The sequence below is a fragment of the Acinetobacter sp. CWB-G5 genome, from assembly GCF_019209785.1.
GTDB lineage: Bacteria > Pseudomonadota > Gammaproteobacteria > Pseudomonadales > Moraxellaceae > Acinetobacter > Acinetobacter johnsonii.
Genome location: NZ_JAHUTF010000007.1, coordinates 82,904 through 100,862, shown reverse-complemented (window position 1 = coordinate 100,862; position 17,959 = coordinate 82,904). Strand labels below are relative to the sequence as shown.

The following is a 17,959-nucleotide window of genomic DNA, read 5'->3' as shown; positions in this document are numbered from 1 at the left end:
CAGACAGTGCTGGGCAAAGTGCATACTGAAATGAACAATTATTTCTTCGTTTCAGGAAGAATAATATTTAATAACAAGGCTGCAATACCACCTGTCGCAACACCTGAGCTAAAGATATTACGGAATAATTCTGGTAAATGTTCCAAAATTTGTGGAACTTGTGCAACACCTAAACCGAGTGCCAATGAAATGGCAATAATCAGTAGTGCGCGGCGGTCAAGATGAATACCTGACAGAATGTTAATTCCAGAAGCTGCTACAGCACCGAACATCACCATTACAGCGCCACCTAAAACAGCTTGAGGGACCGCCTGAATCACACCTGCAACAGCAGGGAGTAAACCTAGAATCACCAATAATGCGGCAATCCAGATGCCGACATAACGGCTCGCAACACCAGTAAGCTGAATCACGCCATTATTTTGTGCAAAGACCGAACTAGGAAAGGTATTGAAAATACCAGCAAGGAAAGAGTTTGCACCATTCACCAAGACACCGCCTTTAATACGTTCCATCCAAGTGGCACCATCGACAGGTTGGTTGGAGAGTTTTGAAGTCGCGGTGATATCACCAATTGCTTCTAAAGACGTCACTAAATAGATGAAGGCCATTGGAATAAACAAGCTCCAAGAGAAGCTTAGTCCAAAATGCATTGGCGTCGGGACTTGTACTAAAGGCGCATCTTTTAAACCTGAAAAATCCAGATGCCCCATAAAGCCTGCAAGAGTGTACCCTGCAATTAAGGCAATTAAGATAGCAGAACTTTTTACCCATGTAATACGGATGCGATTCAACAAGATAATTAAGCCTAAAACCGTACACGACATGATTAGGTTGTCTGCATTGGCAAAGGTATTGTTTGACATGGCTTGATAGCCACCACCCATGCTGATCAGACCTTCTTTAATGAGGGTCAAACCAATCAATAACACCACAATGCCTGTTACCAATGGGGTAATTAACATTTTCACCCAAGGCAGAATACGTGACACGCCCATTTCAATAAATGAACCTGCGATTACCACACCAAAAATTGCAGCCATGACGGATTCTACTGGAGTACCTGCAGCAACCATGGCAGAGCCGATTCCAATAATCGGGCCGATAAAGTTAAAACTGGTGCCCTGAACAATCAATAAACCTGCACCGAAAGGTCCAACTTTTTTACATTGTAAGAAGGTTGCAATCCCTGAGATGACCAAAGACATGGATAAAATCATGTTGGTGTCTTCTTTCGACACACCAAGCGCTAGGCAGATAAGTAAGCCCGGAGTAACAATTGGGACAATAATTGCAAGGAGATGTTGAAAGGCAGCAAGAAAAGCAATGATTGGGCGAGGGCGGTCGTTTAAACCATAGACCAAATCGAGTTGATCTGTTTGATTGGGAGAGAGTTTCTGATCAGACATATGTCAAAGGGTGTTAGCAAGGTGGCGCTATTCTAATCGCTTTACACAGCTTTACAAAATTAATTACACACCACTTATCAAAAAAAATGAGTCTGTCAATAAACTGTCACTACTAAATTCTATTATTTTTCTGTATAATTTGCCCTCAAACTTTAGGCGTATCGAATTTACATGTCAGATATCAAAACTCTCCGCAACATTGCCATCATTGCGCACGTTGACCACGGTAAAACCACTCTAGTAGACAAACTTTTACAGCAATCAGGTGCACTTGGCGATCGTGCAGGCGAGATTGAGCGTGTCATGGATTCAGGCGCGATTGAAAGTGAACGTGGTATTACCATTCTTGCAAAAAACACTGCAATCAAATGGTTAGATGCACGTACCAATACAGAATACCGTATTAACATCGTCGACACCCCAGGACACGCAGACTTCGGTGGTGAAGTTGAACGTGTAATGTCGATGGTTGACTGTGTACTTCTTCTTGTTGACTCTCAAGAAGGCCCAATGCCACAAACTCGTTTCGTAACGCAAAAAGCGTTCGCACGTGGTTTGAAGCCAATCGTAATTATCAACAAAGTCGACAAGCCAAGCGCGCGTCCAGATTGGGTTATTGATCAAGTGTTTGATTTGTTTGATAACTTAGGTGGTTCTGACGAGCAGTTAGACTTCCCAGTTGTTTACGCTTCAGGTCTTCGTGGTGTTGCTGGTCCATCTCCAGAAGAACTTGCTGAAGATATGACTCCATTGTTCCAAACCATCGTAGACATTGTTGAGCCACCAGCAGTTGATGTTGATGGTCCATTCCAAATGCAGATTTCTTCACTTGACTATAACAGCTTCGTAGGTGTTATCGGTGTTGGTCGTATTCAACGTGGTTCTGTAAAATTAAACACACCAGTAACTGTGATTGATAAAGACGGTAAGACACGTAACGGTCGTATCTTAAAAATCATGGGTTACCATGGTTTAGAACGTGTTGATGTTGAATCTGCTCAAGCAGGCGATATCGTGTGTATCACAGGTATTGATGAACTTCATATTTCTGACACCATTTGTGATCCGAAAAATGTTGAAGCTTTACCAGCATTGTCTGTAGATGAACCTACAGTAACCATGACTTTCCAAGTAAACAACTCTCCGTTTGCGGGTAAAGAAGGTAAATTTGTTACTTCACGTAATATCCGTGAACGTTTAGACCGCGAATTAATTCACAACGTTGCGCTTCGTGTTGAAGATACTGATAGTCCTGATAGCTTTAAAGTATCAGGTCGTGGTGAACTTCACCTTTCAGTTCTTATTGAAAACATGCGTCGTGAAGGCTTTGAGATGGGCGTATCTCGCCCACAAGTAATCTTGAAAGAAGTTGATGGCGAAAAGCAAGAGCCATACGAAAACGTAACATTTGACGTTGAAGAACAGCACCAAGGTTCTGTAATGGAACAAATGGGTCATCGTAAAGGCGAAATGACGAATATGGAAGTTGACGGTAAAGGCCGTATCCGTATTGAAGCAACTGTTCCTTCACGTGGCTTAATTGGCTTCCGTTCAGAATTCTTGACCATGACTTCTGGTACAGGAATCATGACTTCAAGCTTCTCACACTACGGTCCAATGAAACAAGGTACTGTTGCGAAACGTCAAAACGGTGTGTTGATTTCTATGGTTCAAGGTACTTGCCTTGGCTATGCATTGTTCACATTGCAAGACCGTGGTCGTCTATTTGCTAAACCTCAGTTAGAAGTTTACGAAGGTATGATCATTGGTATTAACTCTCGTTCAGATGACATGACAGTTAACCCAACTAAAGCAAAACAGTTAACAAACGTACGTGCTTCTGGTACTGATGATGCGTTGACTCTTGTTCCTGCTGTTGAATATACGCTTGAACAAGCGCTTGAATTCATTGAAGATGATGAATTAGTTGAAGTGACACCTAAGTCAATCCGTATCCGTAAACGCTGGTTGACTGAAAATGAACGTAAACGTAACCGTTCTGGTAAATAAGTTTTAAAATGATGTTGCCTCATGCGGGGCAGCGACATTTAAAAATGCCATCAATTAATTGATGGCATTTTTTGTTTAAAATTAGCAAACCAATATATAAAAGCAGATGATTTCCGAGTAAATTACGTGGAAATGAAGCTATAAAATTAATGTATACTTCGTCACATAAATTAAAGTCAAAAAATAACTGGAGATTTAGATGAGTATTGTTCAAGAGTTTCGCGAATTTGCGGTAAAAGGTAACATGGTTGATTTGGCTGTCGGTGTGATCATCGGTGGTGCATTTGGTAAAATTGTCGATTCCTTGGTGAAAGACATCATTATGCCGTTGATCACGGTGGTGACTGGTGGTGGTGTAGACTTCACACAGAAATTCTTTGTTTTGGGGGATAACCCAAATAATTTACAGTCTTTAGATGAGTTGACCAAAGCTGGGGTGAACGTCCTGACTTATGGTAACTTCCTTACGATTTTAATTAATTTCATCATTTTGGCATGGGTGGTGTTCTTAATGGTGAAAATGATCAATCGTATGCGCCGTAAACAAGAAGAAGCAGCGCCAGCACCAGCAGCAACGCCAGAAGATATTGAGTTGCTACGTGAAATTCGTGATGAATTGAAAAAACGTCAGTAATTGAATAGGTAAAAATAAAACGGCACATTAAGTGCCGTTTTTTATGTCTGTGTCTTATCCAAAGACTGGTTTTTATACAGTTTTGGTTTTATGATGCGCGCTGATTGAATAGCGGTGGTGATGCCGAATGAACCAATTATTTGTCTATGGGACACTTCGTCCAAATCATGAAAATGCCCATCTTTTAGAGCGCATAGGTGGAACATGGCAAAAAGGCTATGTGCATGGCGTAGTGCATATTTTGGATTGGGGACCCGACAAAGGCTTATTCGCCATCGTCTTAGACCCACAAGCAGCAGCGGTTGAAGGATATTTTTTTATTAGTGAAAAATTGGCCGAACATTGGGATGCGTTGGATGAATTTGAAGGGATACAGTATCGACGGGTGAGGGTACAAGGGACGCTGGAATCTGGCGAACGCGTTGATGCTTGGACATATGAGATGAAAGAGGCTTAATCAAATACAGCGTTCGTGATGTGCTTAGACGTAAACACATCACACACCGCATAGCCTTTTAAAAATCCATACGGAATTTAATTTCTAGTAAATGAAAACCAAATTGGCTTTTGATGGGGCCATGTAGTACTTTTTCAGCTGCACTAAAGACCAATTTATCAATCACAGGCACCAGTTGGCCTTTTTTGACTTCACCCAGTTCACCACCGCGCTTAGCTGAATTACAGGTGGAATATTGCTTGGCAATTTTGGCGAAATCGGCGCCATCGTGGATTTTCTTTTTCAGTTGTTCAGCGAGGTCTTTGTCTTTGACCAAAATATGACGAACAATGGCAGTTTTCATTTGGTTTTTCCTCGAGCTGTGGTTTTGGGCTTAGGTTGCACTTTTTTCAGCGGTTGGCATTCGGGACAAAATACAGAAGCACGCTGTCCTAGTTTGATGTTTTCAAGTGTGGTTTCGCAGTTCACACACATTTCACCTGCTCGACCATAAGCCAATAAGGTTTGTTGAAAGTAACCATTTTCACCCATTGCGTTGGAATAGTCCCGCAGGGTAGAACCACCTAAATCGATGGCCTGCTGCAAAATACGTTTAATCTCGACCACCAATTTTTCAATTTGGCTGGGTGTTAAACTAGACGCCACTTGCGCAGGGTGTATGCCCAAATTAAACAAACTCTCTGTGGCATAGATATTTCCGACACCAACCACCACATGGTTATCCATGACTGCAACTTTTATGCCGACCTGTTTGCTTTTTAACTTTTGACTTAAATATTCAGCGTTAAAATCAGCACTCAGCGGTTCAGGCCCAAGGGTATCGATTAACTTGGTTTGCGAATATTCATCCAGCCATAAAATACAGCCGAAGCGGCGCGGATCATGGTAGCGTAGCTCGACATCTTCAAAACGAATAATCAAATGATCGTGTTTACGCAGGGTTTCACCCACCTCACAAATACGGAAACTCCCTGACATGCCCAAATGCCAAAGCATCGTGTCTTGTTCAAAAACGGCCAAAATGTATTTAGAACGGCGTTTGAGTTGAATTAAACGCTGTCCCACCAGTTTGCTGAGATCGGCGGGAATCGGCCAGCGCAGGCTCGACTGGCGAACTTCAACACTGAGTACTTGTTGATCTAATAACGGCGCTAAACTGGCTTTGGTGGTTTCAACTTCGGGTAATTCTGGCATGGCAACATGAGCTGATAAAACTTGAGGCTAATATTGCGGTGTACACGCGAGATTGCAAGTGATTTCAGTCAGAGGCTTGCTTTTAGCGCATTTGCACAAAGCAAAAGTGCGGGATTGTTTGTGGTGATCAGGAATCCTCCTCCTTAAATTACACTCTTGAATTGAGTGAAAACTGCTATGAATCACCCAAATCCAATCTTCTATTTATAGCTGTGGACGATATTGATAACTTTTTTTTGACTTAATGATAAAAATTTTGCTGAGATCTTTGTTTAAAAATTATGTACTTTTCATTAAATTTTTCATTTAAATGAAATGGATTGTTCTTCATTTTAGTTTGGGGCTTAGGTTTTATGCGACAGTTTTCTTTCTCTTTATTTGCAACTGCAATGTGTGCCTGGGCGACAGTGAGTCATGCGGAGCAGATGTTGGATGTACATGGTCAGTATTTGTTTGGTGACTGGCAGGGAAAACGAACTGAATTGGCGCAAAAAGGCATTAAGTTTGAAGCTAATGCTTTAACAGATACCAACTATTTGGCGGATGGCGGGCATAATGCAGGTGCAAGCCCAAATACCGCTTCACAGTTTTGGCTAGGTACACAATTTGATTTAGAGAAGCTAGCGGGCTGGGAAGGGGTCACCGTTCGTTTTGTTGCGACTGCCCGTCAAGGACAAAGTACCTCAATTCGCGATTTACAAGATCCTTCTGCACCGCAATTAGCCAATGTACAAGCCACCTATGGCCGTGGAAACCAAGACAGCCGTTTGTCAGAGCTTTCAATTGAAAAACGTTTTAAAGAACAAGGGCTCAGTGTCAAAGTTGGGCGACTGGGTTTGGGTTCTGACTTTGATGTGATGGCGTGTGATTTTGTCAGTAATGCCTTTTGTGCCGCGCAAATGGGGAAATGGCAGGGCAATATCTGGATGAATACGCCGGTTTCACAATGGGGTGGTCGCATTAAGTATCAACTGACCCCTGAAGTGGCAACTCAAGTGGGTGTTTATGAATTCAATCCAGATAATGGCAATGGCAAAGCCGAGGGACAAGGTTGGAGCCTAGACACAGAACATGCCGACGGTGTGACTATTCCAGTAGAAGTGATTTGGACACCGAAAGCACTATTCAATGGTTTGGCGGGGAGTTATCGGGTCGGTGGGATATATAACACCGCAGATGATCCGAATAACCAATATGACGTGGCTTATGGCAAAGGTGTGGTTGGCGAAGACCGGACGTTTGCAGGTTGGATTGCCATCGAACAGCAACTAACTTCAACGGGTGCAGGGCGCCAAGGTTTGCATAGTTTTGCCAATTTTACATGGCATGATCGCATCACCAATAAAGTAGATAACTCACAACAAGTGGGGCTGAAATATATTGGGGTATTTGAGCAGCATCCGACGGATATTTTAGGTTTGGGGGTGAATCGTGTACATCTGAATGAGCGATTCACTGCGGGGAAAGCACAGTATGATGCGAGCGCGGAATACAATATTGAACTGAACTATAGCTATAACGCTACGCCGTGGTTAATGTTACGTCCCAACATTCAGTATGTGGTCAACTCAGGTTCAAGCCATGTGGTGGATAATGCACTGGTCTTGGGGCTCGGAAGCCGTATTATTTTCTAAATGGATAGCCATAAAAGTGCAAAGGTTTGACAGCAGATTTGCACTTTTAGCGTTGAATGCAAGGCACTTTATTTGTTATAGATCATAGTGAGTACAGGGAGAGCTGTGATGCCATTATTATTTCAACCCATTCAATTTGGGGATCTAAACTTAACAAATAAAATCGTGATTGCACCGATGTGCCAATATTCAGCCAATGATGCGGGTGAGCTGAGCTATTGGCATGAGCAACAATGGGCCAATTATGCTTTGTCAGGTGCAGGCTTATGTATTGTTGAAGCGACAGCCGTACAAGCGGTAGGAAGGATCAGTTTTGCGGATTTAGGACTGTGGAATGATTTGCAACGTGCACAAATGAAAGCCTTACTTCAAAAAGTCAAAACACTCTCTCCAATGCCTTTTGCCATTCAACTGGCACATGCGGGACGTAAAGCATCGACCGATCGTCCTTGGTCGGGAAAAGGTCAGATCAAACCGAATGAACCGCATGGTTGGCAAACGGTGTCTGCCAGTGATGTCCCCTTTAAGCCTGAAGAGCATGCACCCCATGCTTTGAGTGTGCCGGAGATGCAAGACATCATTGATGACTTTGCCAGTGCTGCAGTACGTGCAGTAGATGCAGGTTTTGAGCTGATCGAACTACATGCAGCCCATGGTTATTTGTTGCATCAGTTTATGTCACCGCTGTCGAACCGACGGACTGATGAATATGGCGGAAGTTTTGAAAACCGCATTCGATTTACCTTAGAGGTCTTCCAAGCCATTAAACAAGCTGTTCCTGAAAATTATCCCGTAGGTATACGTTTATCTGCGACCGACTGGATGGAGTCGACCGCAACAGAAAGTTGGGATATTGATTCAACAGTGGGGCTATCGAAAGCGTTGGAGCAACTCGGTGCGGCTTATATTCATGTTTCAAGTGGTGGCTTGCATGTGGAGCAAGACATTCAGATTAAGGCCAAATATCAAGTGCCTTTTGCCCACGCAGTGAAACAAGCGGTGAAAATTCCAGTCATTGCGGTGGGATTGATTACAGAAGCCAAGCAGGCTGAACATATTTTGGAGGCGCAAGAAGCCGATGCAATTGGTCTGGCGCGCGCCATGTTGTATGACCCACGATGGCCGTGGCATGCAGCCGCAGAACTGGGTGGGAAAGTCTCTATCGCACCGCAGTATTTACGGTGTCAGCCACATGGGATCAAAGATTTGTTTTCTGCGTTCTAATCGCATAAGTGTTTTGCTTCGCCATTGGTCTTATAAAATATTTCAACTGAGTAAAGGTGTATCCTAGGATAGGTCTTTACTGCCATCATCTGGAAAAGGAACAGCTTGAATGATTTTTTCGGTAATTTTTCCAGTATTTTTCCTGCTCTTCCTTGGTTTTGCCTCTGTCAAAATTCAGTTGCTCGCTAAAGAGCAAATGACTGCAATCAGTGCTTTTGTCATCAAAATTGCGTTACCTGCTTTATTGTTGCATGCCTTAGCTTCAAAAGATTTGCATGAAATTTGGTATCCCTCTTATTTTTATGTTTATGCAGCTGTGACCTTTGGCTTATTTATTACGGCTTTTATTTTAGGTCAAAAGCTATTTAAGAATCACTTTACCCATGCTGCAGTTTTTTCACTGGGTGCATCCATGTCCAATACGGGGTTATTGGGAGCAGCGATTTTGACGCTGCTGATGGGAAGTGAAGCGATGATTTATATTTCATTGGTGGTTATCATTGAAAGTGTATTTCTTGTACCGCTGATGCTCACTCTGGCAGAAATAGGGCGACAAAGACAAGCCAATTTAGCCTCCATTTTAAAAACTACATTTCTTACGCTACTTAAAAATCCACTGTTTTTGTCGGTGATGCTTGGCATGAGTTGTGCGATTTTTGAACTTCAAATTCCACATTTAATCGACCAAGTATTTGCGATGTTAGGTCAGACCGCTGCACCTTTAGCGCTCTTTATTATTGGTGGGGGAATGGTTGGGCTAACCATTCAATCGTTTAACTTACAAACCATTTATCTGGTGGTATCTAAAAATATTTGTATGCCACTCTTGGTTTATTTAGGGTTGACCTATTTGACTGAATTGGACCCAAAGATGATTTATGCAGGGACCTTGATTGCGGCTTTACCGATGCCGTCTCTATTTGGAATTTTTGGGCAAGTGTATGGCTTAAATGAAAAAGCACTCACCCCATTGATGATCAGCACGTTATTGAGTTTTGTGGTGGTCAGTGTCTTGATTGGTCTTTGGTGGTGAAAAAAATACTCTCAATTGAGAGTATTTTTTTTGAAGAAGAGATTTATTTTTTGACCGCAGCTGTTGCAGGGGACTTAGCTTGATTCGCCATCATGGTTTCAACCTGCGCTAATGATTCTTTCGCTTGTGGCACATTTTCTTTAGCTAAAGCGGTAAAAATTTTCTTCGCTTCAGGTAAGTTCTGCGGAATGATATTGCCATTGGCAAACATATTGCCTACGGCCATCAGGGCAGGAATGTAACCTTTTTTGGCTAAGTCTTGAATGCTGTTGAGGCCTTTTTGAATGGGTGCTTCTTGTTTATTTTTAAAGCCTGTGCTGATGTCATATAAAGCTTGTGCATGAATGGCTTGATAGTTACCTTTTTTCACCAAAGGCTCAAGTTTCTTAAGGGCTAACTTTTCAGACTCTGGCTTATTTTCAGAAAATAACAGCACGGCATATTCAACGGTTGCATCATCAAAGCCTAGTTTAGATGCGGCTTCAAAGTGTTGTTTGGCTTTGTTAATGTCTTGAGGCAAGCCTAAAGTACCCGTGACATAGTTTTTCGCAAGCACATAATGCGCAACAGGGTAGCCTTTGTTTGCAGCATCTTGATAGAGCTGAATGGCTTTCTTCTCATTCTTCGTTGTGCCTTGGCCAGTCTGAGTCAAATAAGCCAAGTTATACATGGCTTGTGAGTTGCCAGACTTTGCCAGTTTTTCTAAAGCCTGATATGCCCCCGTCATATTGTTGGCTTTGACCATTTCCTCTATCTTGGCAAATTCGGGGTTAATGGTATCTTGAGTGGTGGCTGCAAGTGCAAGCTGGCTAGTGAGTGCAATTAAGCTTGCAAGTACGATTTTCTTCATGTTTTATAAACCTTTTTCTTACACATAAGTCCATCTATGTGTGTATTTGTTTTGAGTCATTTCACATCATAAGTTGAATTGTGTGAATGTAAATATCTGAATTGTGTCTTGTTCTTACAAATTTCCGTTGATTGTATTGATCGGTATATATTTTTCCAATACAAACTGCGTGCTGTAGGGTGGAAAAAACTGAAATGTGTTATTGGTATTTGTAGCTGATGAGCTTCGGGTTTTATTAGGATTCTGGCTTAGATTCTGTTTAAATAGCGCTGAAAATGAGTAGTGAGTTCAGCATGTTTATTAAGTCAATTAAGCGAAATTATTTAAAAGTTTTGGCCGATGAGTCGATTCCAGATGGCGAAAAAATTGATGCCTTATTGATGAAATTGGGTGGTGAGTTTTTAGTGAGCAAAGATGACCGTGTATATATCTTTGAAAAAGATGGTGTGACTGCAAAATTTGATGCTAAACATGCACGAGATTTTTCATTTAAAGACTATCTCTGCAAAGACATGAATAAGCTGTTTCATGATTTTTGATGTTTAATCTTCATTGAAGATGAGTGAACTATTAAATAAGGCTCTAAAAATAGTTTAAGTCCTTGGATGAGCCTTTTACCCAAGTACTGATGCTTACTATAGAGTTAAAGCAATATTTTTTATGTTCTGTTTATAGCTGCAGAACGAGTGTGAATGGATTTAACCACTGCAAAGATACTTGCAGTGGTCAGGCTAAAAGATAATATAAAATAATAATTTGTATATGAATAGCTTATACGCTTTTCTAGCAAAAGCGTTTGACTATCTGCTCATCATTCAAGTTATATCCTATAAAAAAGATGCTGTATTTCATAAGATGAATCGAGACGTCTCTAAAATGATAAAAATATTCTCAATCTTATTCATATGTTTAGTTGGTTCAATGGCAGTTTTAGCAGGGCAGCCAAATCTTGTGCCTCATCAAATCAGCTTGAAAAATGGGAAGCGCTTTTCTCTCAATCTGCCAGAAAATTACGTCATCATTCCTGCGGCTGAGGGCTTAAAACGTGTTCGTTTTTTTAGCAAAGCACCTGATGGGAGAATGTTTGTCACAGATATGCACGATTTGACCGACAATAATAAAGGCATCGTTTATATTTTGGATGAATGGAATGCTGAAACGGGAAAATTCGGCAAAATAATTCCTTATATGACAGGTTTGAAGAATCCAAATTCAGTCCAGTTTTATACCGATTCTTCAGGGCAAGACTGGTTATATTTGGCTGAAACGCATCAGCTCACCCGACGAAAATTCACCCAAGGTGAAATTAAACCCACGGACAAAACCGAAGTTTTAGCGACTTTTCCTGATTATGGTTTAAGTTATAAATATGGTGGCTGGCATCTAACACGAACCATTGCCGTAGGTGGAAACGGGAAAATTTATGTTTCAGTCGGCTCAAGTTGTAATGCTTGTACCGAGAAAGAGAAAGTTAGAGCGACAGTTTTAGAAATGAACCCCGATGGTTCTGAACAAAAGATTTATGCCACAGGTTTGCGTAATGCCGTCGGTTTGAAATGGGTGGGTAAATTTTTATTTGCCACCAATCAAGGTGCGGATCATTTGGGTAAACATAAACCTGATGAAACTTTTTATGCACTCAAGCGTGATGCAGATTATGGTTGGCCATCTTGTTATTCGTCGAATGGTAAAATTATTGCAGACCCAAAATTTAAACGTCCAACAGGATGTAAAAATGTACCGCCTCCTTATGCTTATTTCCCATCACATTCATCTGCACTAGGCTTTGACTATTTTGATCATCCAAATACGGATGAAACGATTAAAAATTCTTTTTTAGTGGCTCTGCATGGTTCTACGGATGCCACGATTGGTCATGGTTATAAAATTGTGATTATGCGTAAAGGGAAAAAACTTGAAACCTTTATGGATGGTTTTTTAGTGGGTAAAAATGTGTATGGTCGACCTGCGGATATTTACCGTATTGATGCAAATTCCTTTTATTTTTCAGATGATAAGGGTGGTGTGGTTTATTATGTGAGGAAAAAAGAGCCTTCATAGCTCTAAGTTAAAAAAGCCTCCAAAACCAAGAATAAGTTTTAGAGGCTCATTTATCATAACAGCATAAAATTTAAAGTCTTACTGCGGTCTTGCTACATCACCATTTAAGCTTTCTGGTAAGTCTAAAACTGTCACATCCAGTTCACTCAAAGACTCAGGACGTGCCACCACCAACGCGACATAACCGCCATCAATCGCAGTGCTATTCACCACTTGAATACCTTTATTCAACTGTTCAGCTTGAGCAGGTGCACTGCCTGTACCCTGAATTAAATGCAACCACGCTTTTGGTTTTGCTTTAAACCATAAACGCGCAATCACTTCCTGACCCAAGTAACACCCTTTGTCATAGTGCACGCCAGCACGTTGGTGTAAACGTAGCTCTTGAGGTTGAAACACATGCTCAATGGCTTGGTCGATATACGCTTCACCATGAGTAATGGCTTGCACTTGCCATGCTGCAATATCGGTAGGCTCAGCAGAGAAGGTAGTGCGGTCTTGCGTGAAGGTTGGGAAAACTGAACCCATAGGTTCAAGTTTCATTTTAGAGAAAGCACCAAACTTTTTAATGTGTTTAGCAAACTCTTCCGACTGGTCTTGTGTGGTAACAATTTCAAAATGTTCAGGGTTACGTTTTGTCAGCCACAAACCGAAGTGAATACGGCCTTTCAAGTCACAAATGGCGGTGTATTGCGTTGTATTTTCAGCTAAAGCTTCAACGTTGACCGTCACTTGACCTTGTAAAAATTTGAGTGCATCTACACCAATTAAAGTGAAAGAGGAGAAAGCTAGATCGCTCATGAATTGCTCGCCTACCTTAAAATCTAATACTAAAGAATTAGGGCTATTTTCCGCTATTTTTCAGAAAAAATCATATTTAGAGTAAATATTTAAAAGTTAATGTAACTAAATATTTCAAAAACCCCTATTTTTATATCTAAGTTTATGAAATATAAACGATTTGGGAAATGGGTTTTCGACAGTGTAGTATGCCTAGCAGACAAAGATGAATTGTCTAGTAAAGACAGTGAAGAAAAATGAAACACCAAAGGCAGGAACGCTATGAACAATAATCACCGCAAACCACTGCAAGGCACCCAGCTAGAATACTTTGATGTGCGAGAAGCCGTTGAACAGATTCAGCCAGGCGCTTATGCAAAACTTCCATACACCTCAAAAGTATTGGCTGAACAGTTAGTGCGTCGTTGTGATCCTGCCATTTTGGAGCAGTCACTAAAAGAACTGATTTTCTCAAAACAAGATCACGATTTCCCTTGGTATCCAGCTCGCGTCGTCTGCCATGACATCCTTGGACAAACGGCATTGGTTGACCTTGCAGGTTTACGTGATGCGATTGCAGACCAAGGCGGTGACCCATCCAAAGTGAATCCTGTGGTGCCAACACAGTTGATTGTCGATCACTCTTTAGCTGTGGAATACGGTGGTTTTGACCCAGATGCATTTGAGAAAAATCGCGCCATTGAAGACCGTCGTAATGAAGACCGTTTCCATTTCATCGAATGGACTAAGACCGCTTTTGAAAATGTCGATGTGATCCCTGCGGGTAACGGCATCATGCACCAAATCAACTTGGAGAAAATGTCTCCAGTGGTGCAAAGTCGTGAAGGTGTGGCATTCCCAGATACTTGTGTCGGTACAGATTCACACACACCTCATACCGATGCACTCGGTGTGATTTCGATTGGTGTCGGAGGACTCGAAGCTGAAAATGTGATGCTCGGTCGTGCGTCTTGGATGCGTCTTCCAGACATTATCGGGGTTGAATTTGTTGGACAACGTCAAGCGGGGATTACTGCAACGGATATTGTTTTAGCATTGACTGAGTTCTTGCGTAAAGAGCGTGTCGTTGGTGCGTATCTGGAGTTTTTTGGCGAAGGTGCAGACAGTATGTCCGTAGGTGATCGTGCTACGATTTCCAATATGACCCCTGAATATGGCGCAACTGCGGCAATGTTCTATATTGACCAAAACACGATTGATTATTTAACCCTGACAGGTCGTGAAGCTGAGCAAGTGAAACTGGTTGAAACCTATGCCAAAGAAATTGGTCTTTGGGCATCAGAGATGAAACAAGCAGAATATCCACGTGTATTGCGTTTTGATCTTTCAACGGTAACACGTAATATTGCAGGCCCATCAAACCCACATGCTCGTGTTTCTACGGCTGATTTAAAAGAAAAAGGCATTGCGGGTGTTGTTGAAAATCGTACCGATGGCTTAATGCCTGATGGTGCTGTGATTATTGCTGCCATTACTTCGTGTACTAATACATCAAACCCACGTAACACGGTTGCAGCAGGTCTATTGGCACGTAAAGCCAATGAATTGGGTTTAACACGTAAACCTTGGGTGAAATCTTCTTTTGCACCAGGTTCTAAAGCTGCTGCTTTATACCTTGAAGAAGCAGGTGTGTTGGATGACTTAGAAAAACTCGGTTTTGGTATCGTGGCGTATGCATGTACCACCTGTAACGGTATGTCAGGTGCTTTAGACCCTAAACTGCAACAAGAAATTATTGACCGTGACTTGTATGCAACCGCAGTATTGTCAGGGAATCGTAACTTCGATGGTCGTATCCATCCATACGCAAAACAAGCATTCTTGGCATCTCCTCCGCTGGTTGTAGCCTATGCGATTGCAGGAACGATCCGCTTTGATATTGAAAAAGATGCATTAGGTAATGATAAAGACGGTAATCCAATTTACTTAAAAGACATTTGGCCGTCAGATGAAGAAATTGATGCGCTGGTCAAAGAAGCAGTGAAACCTGAACAGTTCCGTAAAGTCTACATTCCAATGTTTGATTTGGGTGTGGCGGAAAAATCGGAAAGCCCACTGTATGACTGGCGTCCACAAAGTACCTATATCCGTCGTCCACCGTATTGGGAAGGGGCTTTGGCTGCACCACGTACATTGGCAAATATGCGTCCGCTTGCCATCTTGCCTGACAACATCACTACAGATCATTTATCACCATCGAATGCCATTATGATGGATTCGGCAGCGGGTGAATATCTGCATAAAATGGGTGTGCCTGAGGAAGACTTTAACTCCTATGCAACGCACCGTGGTGACCACTTAACCGCACAGCGTGCAACGTTTGCGAACCCGAAATTGTTTAATGAAATGGTGGTTCGTGCGGACGGTACGATCAAGCAAGGTTCGAAAGCACGTGTTGAGCCTGAAGGCGAAGTGATGCGTATGTGGGAAGCGATTGAAACTTATATGAATCGTAAGCAACCACTTATCATTATTGCTGGTAAGGACTATGGTCAGGGTTCTAGCCGTGACTGGGCTGCAAAAGGTGTGCGTCTTGCAGGTGTTGAAGCGATTGTGGCGGAAGGTTTTGAGCGTATTCACCGTACTAACTTGGTGGGTATGGGCGTGTTACCGCTTGAGTTTAAAGCAGGAACTGACCGTAAAACTTTAGGTTTAGATGGTACTGAACTGTATAGCGTGATTGGTAATATCGCACCACGTTCGACGTTAACTTTAGTGATTGAGCGTGCGACGGAAGATGGTAAGAGTGAAACCGTTGAAGTGCCTGTAACCTGTCGCCTAGATACTGAAGAAGAAGTGTCTGTATATGAAGCGGGTGGTGTATTACAACGCTTTGCGCAAGATTTCTTGGAAGGGAATGTGGCGTGATTTAATTCTTTAAATCCTCCCCAACCCTCCTTTGAAAAAGGAGGGAGTTCCCCTCTTTAAAAAGAGGGGCTAGGGGAGATTAAAGTCCTTGAAATTGTTGTAAAAATACCCTACTTTTAAGTGGGGTTTTTTAATAGAGATATGAATGGAAAAAAATATAGACTTAGAGCAATTTTCTCAAGATTTAAAAGTATTACAGCGAATATCTTATGATAAAAAAAAATCTATGTTTGAACGATTGGATGTGAGTCGTTATGAAAATGTAAGTTCTCGAATGTTAGAGTTTTTATTTAATAGTTATGAAGAACACGGGATTGGAAACTTAGCAATTGTTGCTTTACTGGAAGAAGCGAATATTAAATTTAAGCATCAGCCTGTAACATTGGAGTGTTTATCAGAAGTTTACACGACTTCAAAAAAGTTCGATCACAAAGGATTTATTGATATTGTTGTACATTTACAAGAATATACATTGATTATTGAAAATAAGATTTCACATATTTTAAATAACCCTTTTGAACTCTATCAACAATATGCAAAAACTGCATATAATAATAAAAATGGTCATAGTGGTAATAATGTTTTTATTATTATGGGAATAAATAAACCTAAAAATATTCCTAAAAATTTCATATTTGTAAGTCATGCCCAGTTCTGCAAAAATTTAAAAAATAAGCTATCAAATAATGTAAGTAGTCAAGATAAAAATAAAAGTTATTATTTTGTTCAGGATTACATAGAGGCTATCGAACATATGTCAAACACTAAGTTAAACGAAGATAAAGAAGAGTTTTTTAAGTTTATTGCTGAACATTATCAGCAATTAGATCAAATACAAGAACAGCAGAAATATATGTTTGATATTGCAAATGGATATTTAGAAGAAATCTTGGGTCATACACAATGTAAAGAAAAATATTTTGTTCAGAATAAAAGTGAGAAAAATAATCAAAAGGAATGGGCATACAAAGGGTACTACGTGTATTCGTCAACTATAAAAAAGGTATTTAATGGAAGTGAAATTTATGTCGTCCTAAATGTAATTGCTCAAGGAATATTTTTATCGATAGCTATGCATGATAATAGACGTGAAAAATACTATGTACAGGAAGATATTATCGAACGTTTAAAAGGATCTAGATTAATTTCATCCTCTGAAAAAGTCGACCAGATATTTGCTAATGAAGCTATATTAATGAAGTGGAATCATACTGAGTTTGACCCTCTAGCAATTGCCAAAAAAATAGATAGCTATGTTGAAAAAATAGAAAATATTAGTTTAAAAAATGGTTAACTTATAAATAGAATAAATTAGGTAGATGTATCGGCATTAGGTTAGTCATTGTTTATAGTTATTTTAATGAATTGAAAGTTTTTTATTGCTATTTGTCACCTTCGTGGTCCAAACGTCATCATCACTTGTGGAAATGATCAATAGATATTCATCATAAAAGGCATGTACTAGGGATACCATTTCTAAAACCTATGGAGAACAAAAATGGTTACTGCTGGCGAAAAACCTGGAACAGGCTTCTATTTTTGTGTTCAATGCGGACATCGTGTCTACTTAGAAATTGGTACAGATCGTTTACCCCCCCGTGTGCCAAATGCCTTGGCCATCAATTTAACAACAAGATTGCCTAAGCGGCACACTGCAAACAGTTATCCATTGTTTTAAATCAAGCCCTGTCATTAGATAGGGCTTTTTATTTGCTGGAAGAAAGGTTTTGGAAGCGGTTAGCACTGATACCATGACTCAAATGTATCTCAGCCTAAACGAATGC

General features: G+C 41.0%; 15 protein-coding genes and 1 pseudogene. 11 read left to right on the top strand and 5 right to left on the bottom strand.

The window, feature by feature from the left end; translation table 11 throughout:
- Nucleotides 1-38: 38 nt before the first annotated feature.
- Nucleotides 39-1,409 carry a uracil-xanthine permease family protein gene (locus tag KVY11_RS12110; protein ID WP_125280288.1) on the bottom strand — a complete coding sequence of 457 codons (1,371 nt, stop codon included), beginning with the start codon at nt 1,407-1,409 and terminating at the stop codon, nt 39-41.
- A gap of 171 nt (nt 1,410-1,580) precedes the next feature.
- Between KVY11_RS12110 and typA the strand changes: the two genes are divergently transcribed.
- From typA to KVY11_RS12095, 3 genes are all read left to right on the top strand, one after another.
- Entirely contained in the window at nt 1,581-3,419 is a 1,839-nt protein-coding gene (gene typA / locus KVY11_RS12105; protein WP_087528277.1) for a translational GTPase TypA, read from the top strand.
- Between the two features lie 199 nt (nt 3,420-3,618).
- Nucleotides 3,619-4,053 (top strand): large conductance mechanosensitive channel protein MscL, encoded by a 435-nt coding sequence (gene mscL / locus KVY11_RS12100; RefSeq protein ID WP_168158264.1) that lies wholly within the window; start codon nt 3,619-3,621, stop codon nt 4,051-4,053.
- A gap of 127 nt (nt 4,054-4,180) precedes the next feature.
- On the top strand, nt 4,181-4,510 hold the full coding sequence (locus KVY11_RS12095; protein WP_218289083.1) for a gamma-glutamylcyclotransferase family protein: 330 nt from the start codon (nt 4,181-4,183) through the stop codon (nt 4,508-4,510).
- A 58-nt stretch (nt 4,511-4,568) separates the two neighbouring features.
- On the opposite strand, the gene KVY11_RS12090 is transcribed toward KVY11_RS12095, so the two are convergent.
- A complete protein-coding gene (locus KVY11_RS12090) occupies nt 4,569-4,853 on the bottom strand; it encodes a peptidylprolyl isomerase (protein WP_004695176.1) in 285 nt (94 codons plus the stop codon).
- Entirely contained in the window at nt 4,850-5,704 is an 855-nt protein-coding gene (gene mutM, locus KVY11_RS12085; protein ID WP_218289082.1) for a bifunctional DNA-formamidopyrimidine glycosylase/DNA-(apurinic or apyrimidinic site) lyase, read from the bottom strand. Before mutM ends, KVY11_RS12090 begins: the two co-directional genes overlap by 4 nt.
- Nucleotides 5,705-6,057: 353 nt before the next feature.
- Between mutM and KVY11_RS12080 the strand changes: the two genes are divergently transcribed.
- The 3 genes from KVY11_RS12080 (at nt 6,058) to KVY11_RS12070 (ending at nt 9,595) form a co-directional block, all read left to right on the top strand.
- Nucleotides 6,058-7,338 carry a carbohydrate porin gene (locus KVY11_RS12080; protein WP_218289081.1) on the top strand — a complete coding sequence of 427 codons (1,281 nt, stop codon included), beginning with the start codon at nt 6,058-6,060 and terminating at the stop codon, nt 7,336-7,338.
- Nucleotides 7,339-7,446: 108 nt separating this feature from the next.
- A complete protein-coding gene (locus tag KVY11_RS12075; RefSeq protein WP_114837220.1) occupies nt 7,447-8,562 on the top strand; it encodes an NADH:flavin oxidoreductase/NADH oxidase in 1,116 nt (371 codons plus the stop codon).
- Nucleotides 8,563-8,671: 109 nt separating this feature from the next.
- Nucleotides 8,672-9,595 carry an AEC family transporter gene (locus KVY11_RS12070; protein ID WP_183175216.1) on the top strand — a complete coding sequence of 308 codons (924 nt, stop codon included), beginning with the start codon at nt 8,672-8,674 and terminating at the stop codon, nt 9,593-9,595.
- A 43-nt stretch (nt 9,596-9,638) separates the two neighbouring features.
- Here KVY11_RS12070 and KVY11_RS12065 read toward each other — a convergent pair whose 3' ends face one another.
- Nucleotides 9,639-10,445 carry a tetratricopeptide repeat protein gene (locus tag KVY11_RS12065; protein ID WP_218289080.1) on the bottom strand — a complete coding sequence of 269 codons (807 nt, stop codon included), beginning with the start codon at nt 10,443-10,445 and terminating at the stop codon, nt 9,639-9,641.
- Between the two features lie 293 nt (nt 10,446-10,738).
- Here KVY11_RS12065 and KVY11_RS12060 point away from each other — a divergent pair, with 293 nt between their 5' ends.
- Together KVY11_RS12060 and KVY11_RS12055 are read left to right on the top strand one after the other, a co-directional pair.
- Entirely contained in the window at nt 10,739-10,984 is a 246-nt protein-coding gene (locus KVY11_RS12060; protein WP_004695190.1) for a hypothetical protein, read from the top strand.
- Nucleotides 10,985-11,321: 337 nt separating this feature from the next.
- The gene (locus KVY11_RS12055) at nt 11,322-12,506 is read left to right on the top strand and encodes a sorbosone dehydrogenase family protein (protein WP_218289079.1); all 1,185 of its coding nucleotides are present in this window, start codon (nt 11,322-11,324) and stop codon (nt 12,504-12,506) included.
- A gap of 78 nt (nt 12,507-12,584) precedes the next feature.
- Here KVY11_RS12055 and KVY11_RS12050 read toward each other — a convergent pair whose 3' ends face one another.
- On the bottom strand, nt 12,585-13,307 hold the full coding sequence (locus KVY11_RS12050) for a folate-binding protein YgfZ (RefSeq protein WP_218289078.1): 723 nt from the start codon (nt 13,305-13,307) through the stop codon (nt 12,585-12,587).
- 261 nt (nt 13,308-13,568) lie between these two features.
- Here KVY11_RS12050 and acnD point away from each other — a divergent pair, with 261 nt between their 5' ends.
- The 3 genes and pseudogenes from acnD to KVY11_RS12035 all read left to right on the top strand — a co-directional run bounded on the left by acnD (nt 13,569) and on the right by KVY11_RS12035 (nt 17,819).
- Nucleotides 13,569-16,175: a Fe/S-dependent 2-methylisocitrate dehydratase AcnD gene (gene acnD / locus KVY11_RS12045; protein WP_218289077.1), complete on the top strand. Its 2,607-nt coding sequence runs from the start codon at nt 13,569-13,571 to the stop codon at nt 16,173-16,175.
- Nucleotides 16,176-16,320: 145 nt separating this feature from the next.
- Nucleotides 16,321-17,469: a PD-(D/E)XK nuclease family protein gene (locus KVY11_RS12040; protein ID WP_218289076.1), complete on the top strand. Its 1,149-nt coding sequence runs from the start codon at nt 16,321-16,323 to the stop codon at nt 17,467-17,469.
- A 204-nt stretch (nt 17,470-17,673) separates the two neighbouring features.
- Nucleotides 17,674-17,819 (top strand): annotated as a pseudogene (locus tag KVY11_RS12035) (zinc ribbon-containing protein).
- Nucleotides 17,820-17,959: the final 140 nt, after the last annotated feature.